Source organism: Elstera litoralis (assembly GCF_000963705.1).
In the GTDB taxonomy this organism is placed as follows: domain Bacteria; phylum Pseudomonadota; class Alphaproteobacteria; order Elsterales; family Elsteraceae; genus Elstera; species Elstera litoralis.
In genome coordinates, this window is record NZ_LAJY01000186.1 from 1 (window position 1) to 6236 (window position 6236).

Consider the following 6236-nt stretch of genomic DNA (forward strand, 5'->3'; position numbering starts at 1 on the left):
ATAGTATCGAGAGCAGTAAAAAACAGGTCGATTGGCTGGCCAAAGCCTAACGGGATATGAGGAACTCGCCAGCAAAGGTTTCGCCTCGCAGCAAAAGCTGTTTGAAACCCAAGTCAAGCTGAACGAAGCCCGCGCCGACCTGATGCGAAGCCAAAATGCCCTAAACTCCCTGAAGTTTGAGGATAACAATCGGCGGATCGAGCGCGAGCGCGAGATTCTTGACCTAGAAATTAAGATTGAACAGGCGGGCCGGGCCGTAGAGGCAATCCAGCAGCGTCGGCAGCGGCTGACTTATGTCGAAAGCCCCTACGACGGGATTGTCGTGGAGCAAAAGCTGAACCTGGGCGAAATCGTCGATGCGGGAAAGCCCATCCTCAGCATTCTGCCCGGCACGTCGGAAGCCGATAGCAGCCGCCCGGCCCCGCTCACCGCGAAGCTGTATCTGCCGTCCGCCGAAGGCAAAAAAGTACGGCCCGGTATGAAGGTTTATGTGGTTCCCTCCACGGTGAAGCGCGAGGAGTTTGGGTTTATTTACGGCGAGATCAAAACGGTCGCCTCCGTGCCCTCCACGCCGGAAGGCATGATGCGGAGTTTGCGAAACCGCCAGTTGGTCGATCAAATGTCGTCGGGCGGGGCACCCTTTGAGGTCGAAGCCTCGCTGGAAACCGACCCCGCCACCCCATCCGGGTTCCGCTGGTCATCTTCCCAAGGGCCGGACCAAATCATCAGCGCTGGGAGTATTGCCAATGCCCAGGTGATTGTGCGCGAGCAGCGAATGATTTCACTGGTTATGCCCGCCTTGCGCCGCCTGTTGGGGGATTTGGCGCAATGAGCCTATGGGGGCGGATCGCTGGGCTTGGGAACCGTTGGCGCGCCGGGCGTCGCGCGGGCGTTCCCACGATCATGCAGCAAGAATCGGTGGAATGTGGTGCCACCTGCCTAGCGATGGTTCTGGCCTATTATGGTCGCTGGGTCAGCCCGGAGGAGCTGCGCGAACTCTGCGGTGTGTCGCGCGATGGCACCCAGTCCAGCAGTATTCTGCGCGCCGCGCGCAGTTTCGGCCTGATCGCCAAGGGGTTCAGCAAAACCACGGCGGATTTGGCGAACCTGCCCCTGCCGATGATTCTGTTTTGGAACTTTAATCATTTCGTCGTTCTCGAAAGCATTTCGGAAAAAGGTGCCTGGATTAACGATCCAGCGACAGGCCCCCGCCGGGTTTCGATGGAGGAGGTCGATACGGCCTTTACTGGCGTTGTTCTAGCCTTTCAGCCAACGGAGGCGTTTACCCCCGGCGGCAGCCGCGCGAGCCTGTTCTCGGTTATCGCCGCTAATCTTGCGACCGTGAAAACCGGGATCATCTTCGCCGTTCTGGCAGGGATTGGTCTGCTGGTGCCGGGTATTTTCACCGCGGGCAGCTACCGGATTTTCACCGACGAAATTCTGGTCAGCGGGCGGTCCACCTGGCTGGCACCGTTGCTGGTGGGGTTGGGAATTGCGGCGCTGCTGGCGGGGGCGCTCACCTGGATGCAGCGCCAAGCCCAATCGCGCACGGAAACGGCGCTGGGGGCTTCGATCGCCGTTCGATATCTCTGGACGCTTCTGGGCTTGCCACTGTCCTTCTTCGGCCAGCGCTATTCCGGCGATATCGTCAATCGGCTCACCCAGGCAGATCGAATGGCCTCCTTGATCGCAACCGGCCTCGTGCCGGCCTTGATTGGGCTGGTGCCGATTCTCGGGTTTGGCGCGGCGCTGTTCTTGCTCGATTGGGTCTTGGCCTCCATCGTCGTTTCGGTCGCCTTGGTGGCGTTACTCATCCTCTCCCGGGCAGCCCGGAGCTTGGAAAATGAGAACCGGCGGTCGTTGAACGATGAGGCCCGGCTGCATGGGATCACGCTGCAAGGCCTGTCGATGCGCGACGATTTCCGCGCGGCGGGAACGGAGGCGCTGTTCATGCGGCGCTGGCAGGGGGCCCAGGCGCAAGTTTTGGGCGCAGAACAGCGGATTGCTGAGCGCTCCGGCCTTATCAACGAAACGGCTGCGCTATTGTTGGCCCTGGCGGGCATTGCGGTTCTGATCGTCGGCGGGGTGCGGATTATGGACGGCGCGCTGTCCATCGGGTTGCTGGTGGCGGCCCAAGCGCTGATCGGGCGGTTTACCGGCCCTATGATTAACCTCGTCGGCGTTGGCGCGCGGCTTCAATCCATCCGGGGGATTTCCGACCGGCTGAACGATGCGCTGAACTATGCCGAGCGCCACGCGAAACCCCTGCCGGGCGGCGCGGAGACGGCGGCCGCGCGGCTCGCGGCCCTCAAGACGGCAGAACCCCTGCGGCTGACCGACGTCAGCTTTTCCTATAATCCGCGCGGGGCACCGGCGCTTGAGCGCTTGAGCCTGAGCGTGCCGGTGGGCGGGCGCATTGGCCTAGTCGGGGCGTCGGGGAGCGGAAAATCCACCCTCGGACGGCTGATCGTCGGCCTCGTCGCGCCTAGCGAAGGCCAGGTAGAAATCTTCGGCCACCCGCTAACCGATTGGCCGGAGACGCAGTTGCGCAGCCAAGTCGCCTATGTCGATCAGCATATCGGCCTGTTTGGCGGTACGATCCGCGATAATCTAACTCTCTGGGACGAAAGCGTTCCGGAAGAGCAATATGTCGCCGCCGCCCAGGATGCGCGAATCCATGACTTTATCTCGTCGCGCCCCGGCGGCTATGCGTCGGTCCTGATGGAAAATGGCAATAATTTAAGCGGCGGGGAACGGCAGCGCTTGGCACTGGCGCGCGCGCTGACGATTAACCCGCGCATTCTTGTGCTCGACGAGGCGACCAGCGCGCTCGATCCCGTGACCGAGGCGGCGGTGATGGAGGCTATTCGGCGGCGCGGTTGCACCTGCATCGTCATCGCCCACCGGCTGTCGTCGATTATGGATTCGGATATGATTTTGGTTATGGACAAGGGCCGGGTTGTTGAAACCGGCTCGCACCAAGCCTTGATTACCAAAGGGGGGCTATACGCCGCTCTGGTGGAGAATTGAGGTGATGGAAGACCGCGTTCCCAAAACCCAGCTTCTGTTAGCCGCCGGTCAAATCTGCCCGTTAAGCGCCGACGATGGCCCTTTGTTTCTCGAAGCCGGGACGTGCGAAGTCTATGCCCTCGTCACCGGGCGGCGGGTTTTTCTGGGCATCGCCCAACCAGGGACGCTGCTGGTGCCCACGCGGGACGCGGGGGGCGCGATTGCCGTGCAACCACTTGGCGAGTGTATTCTGTATCGTGCCGATATGCAGGCGCTGGACGGGGACTTCGGGCATCGGCTGATCGCGGGGGTCGAAGCCTGGTGCCTTCTGCTCGCCTCAGGCTTGGGGGCTCTTGCCAAGCGCCGCCCCACGATGCGCCCGCTGACCCTGGGGAGTGAGATTTCCGACTCGCGCGCCGCCGCCTATACCTCCGCCCAGGGCATCGTCTGGATGGTGGTGAAAGGGCAGCCGGGGCAGTTGATGGACGCGCAGCAGGTCTTCCCGCGCGTGCCCGTCGCTATTGCCCATTCTAGTTGGCTGTCGGTGCCAGAAGGCACGAATTTGCTGGTTGTGGCAACCCGTGCGGTGCTGGAGCGCCAGGGCGTTGCGGCCTTGCTGGCCCATACGGAACTCTGCGTGGCAGTGGCTGAAACCTTAATGGAAGCGGCGGAACAGGCTGCCCTGCTTCGCATCCAGCAGCGTGATGAAACCGTCGAGGCGGGCCTCCAAACCGGCCTGAGCCGCTTCCGCCGGATGATGACCGATAATCGGTTGAAATCCCGCCTGGAAACGGATTGCGCCTTTGCGTATCAAACGGCCACCGGCATCGCCCCCACGCCCCGCGCGCTGGCGGCAAATGTTGAGGCGTTCGAGGCGTTTGCAGCGCTGAACGATGCCCGTCTGCGCACGGTTCCGCTGCCGGGGGCGTGGCGGCGGCGCGACGTTGGCCCGCTCATTACGCATCGGCGCTCCGACGGGCGACTGGTGGTGCTCAAGCCCGATTGGTTGGGGCGCTACCGGATGTATGTGCGGGGCGAGCGCCCGCGCCGCGTTACCGCGAAACTCGCGGCCGATTTGCCGCGCGAGGCCTGGATTCTCACACCGCCCCTGCCGAATAAGCCGCTTGAGGTGCGCGATGTGATTTTAGGCGGGCTTGCCCTGTGCTCGCTCGATTTTACCACCTTGGCTCTCGCTGTTTTTACGGCGTCGCTCTTGGGGCTGCTGCTGCCACTCGCAACGGGGTTCTTAATCGATACCTATATCCCCGCCAATCTGCGCGAGCCGACCCTTCTGATCGGGCTTGCCTTGCTGGTTGCCCAGGTCAGCATGTCGGCCCTTGCGCTCGCGTCATCTGTGCTACGGCAACGGATGGACGGGCGCATCGCTGAAATGATCGGCGGGGGGATGATGGACCGGCTGATGCGGCTGCCGACCAGCCTGATGCGAACCATGTCCGGCTCAGACCTTGCCTCGCGGGTGGCGGCTGTCGATGGGATTCGCCGCTCGGTTATGGGGATTGTGCTGAATGCTATCATGTCGGGGATTGGCGGCCTCACCGGCGTCGTGCTGCTGATCTACTACAGCCCAACAGCGGGGGCAGTTGCGCTCGGTTTAGTGCTCCTCGCGGTGGCAGTGGGTGCGCTGATCGGTCAGCGCCAAATTAAAGCCTTCACCCAAGGCGAACAAATGACGGCGGGCGTTACCTCCTTCACGCAGCAGATTATCGAGAATATGCCGGTGCTGCGGGCCTTTGCCGCCGAACGCCGGGCATTCGCGCGGTGGGCGCGCAACTCGGCGGAAATGCGGAGCCGGGGATTACGCGCGAAGGGCGTTGGTAATTTGCTCGAAGCGTTTTTGGCCAGCTATCAGATCCTAGCGGTCGCGGTGATCTTCGCCGTTCTCGGGTTCGCATTGGGGCCTGACGCCAAGGTTTCGACCGGCGGGTTCATGGTCTTCGTCTCGACGTTTCAGAGTTTTTTGATGGCGGGGGTTATCGTTGCGCGGGGCGGCAATCAGTTGCTTGCCCAAAAGGCCCAGCAACTCCACGCCCAGCCGCTGTTGAAAAATACCCCCGAAACCATGCCCCAGGCCAAGGACCCCGGCGATTTGAGCGGCGCGGTGGAGGTGGTGAACCTCGCCTTCAAACACGAGGACGGTCGCCAAATTCTGAACGGCATTTCCCTGACCATCGGGCCGGGAACCTTCCTGGCCTTGGTGGGGCCGTCGGGCAGCGGTAAATCGACGCTGCTTTCCTTGCTGATTGGGTTCGAAAAGCCAACGGCGGGCAGCGTACGGTATGACGGCCGCGATCTTGCCGGGCTCGATCTCGCCGCGCTTCGCCGCCAAATCGGATACGTGCGGCAAGGCGGGTGGCTATTTTCGGGCAGCCTGCGCGACAATATCCAAGGTTCGTTTACGGCGGACCTTGAAGATATTTGGCGCGCCGCCGAGATTGCCGGAATCGCCGACGATATCCGCGCCTTGCCGATGGGCATGCACACCGTGGTGACGGACGGGGCGGCGGCCTTCTCCGGTGGGCAGATACAGCGCCTTCTGCTGGCCCGCGCGCTGATGGGGCAGCCGAAGATTCTGCTGCTCGACGAAGCTACCAGCGCGCTCGATAACGTCTCGCAAGCACAAGTTTCGAAAAATATCGATGGTCTGGGGTGTACCCGCATCGTCGTTGCCCATCGCCTTAGCACGATCCGAAATGCCGATGTGATTCTGTTTCTCGACAAAGGTTCAATAGTCGAGGTCGGAACCTATGCCGATCTTGTCGCCAGGGGCGGCCTTTTTTCCCAATTTGCCAAATTGCAGGGTGTGTAGCGCCCCTAACCCGGAGAAACGACCATGCGTAAAGTTCTCTATATTCTTGGCCAATTGACGGATGAGGATGTCGAATGGTTGGCCCAGAAAGGGCAACGTCGGGAAGTTTCCAAGGGGGGCTGCCTGACCGAAGAGGGCAAACCCGTAACCCGCATTGCGATCATCCTCCGTGGCGTGGCAGATGTTCTGATCGATAAGGGGCGGCGCAGTGTCGCTACCCTGGGGGCTGGCGATATCGTCGGAGAAATCTCACTCGTGGACCAGCGCCCGGCCACGGCAACCGTTCAATGTCAGGAAGGTCTCGTTTGCTTGGAAGTGCCCCACGATCTTTTGCTTCGCCGCTTTGGGCAAGATACGGCCTTCTCAGCGCGCTTTTATCGGGCGATTGCGTTGTTCATGG

The 6236-nt window shown here is 61.8% G+C and carries 4 protein-coding genes; all 4 read left to right on the forward strand.

The genetic code is table 11. From position 1 onward, the window contains the following. Positions 1-31: 31 nt before the first annotated feature. On the forward strand, positions 32-832 hold the full coding sequence (locus VZ95_RS08220; RefSeq protein ID WP_045775421.1) for an NHLP bacteriocin system secretion protein: 801 nt from the start codon (positions 32-34) through the stop codon (positions 830-832). After that, on the forward strand, positions 829-3030 hold the full coding sequence (locus VZ95_RS08225; RefSeq protein ID WP_084627656.1) for a cysteine peptidase family C39 domain-containing protein: 2202 nt from the start codon (positions 829-831) through the stop codon (positions 3028-3030). Before VZ95_RS08220 ends, VZ95_RS08225 begins: the two co-directional genes overlap by 4 nt. A 4-nt stretch (positions 3031-3034) precedes the next feature. After that, entirely contained in the window at positions 3035-5836 is a 2802-nt protein-coding gene (locus VZ95_RS08230) for an ATP-binding cassette domain-containing protein (RefSeq protein WP_052711601.1), read from the forward strand. 24 nt (positions 5837-5860) lie between these two features. Further along, positions 5861-6236: cyclic nucleotide-binding domain-containing protein (locus VZ95_RS08235; protein ID WP_045775422.1), on the forward strand; the 376-nt coding region annotated here is incomplete at its 3' end.

Coding starts and splice junctions, on each gene's coding strand:
- VZ95_RS08225 (WP_084627656.1), top strand. CDS start 829: ATGAGCCTATGGGGGCGGATCGCTGGGCTTGGGAACCGTTGGCGCGCC.
- VZ95_RS08230 (WP_052711601.1), top strand. CDS start 3,035: ATGGAAGACCGCGTTCCCAAAACCCAGCTTCTGTTAGCCGCCGGTCAA.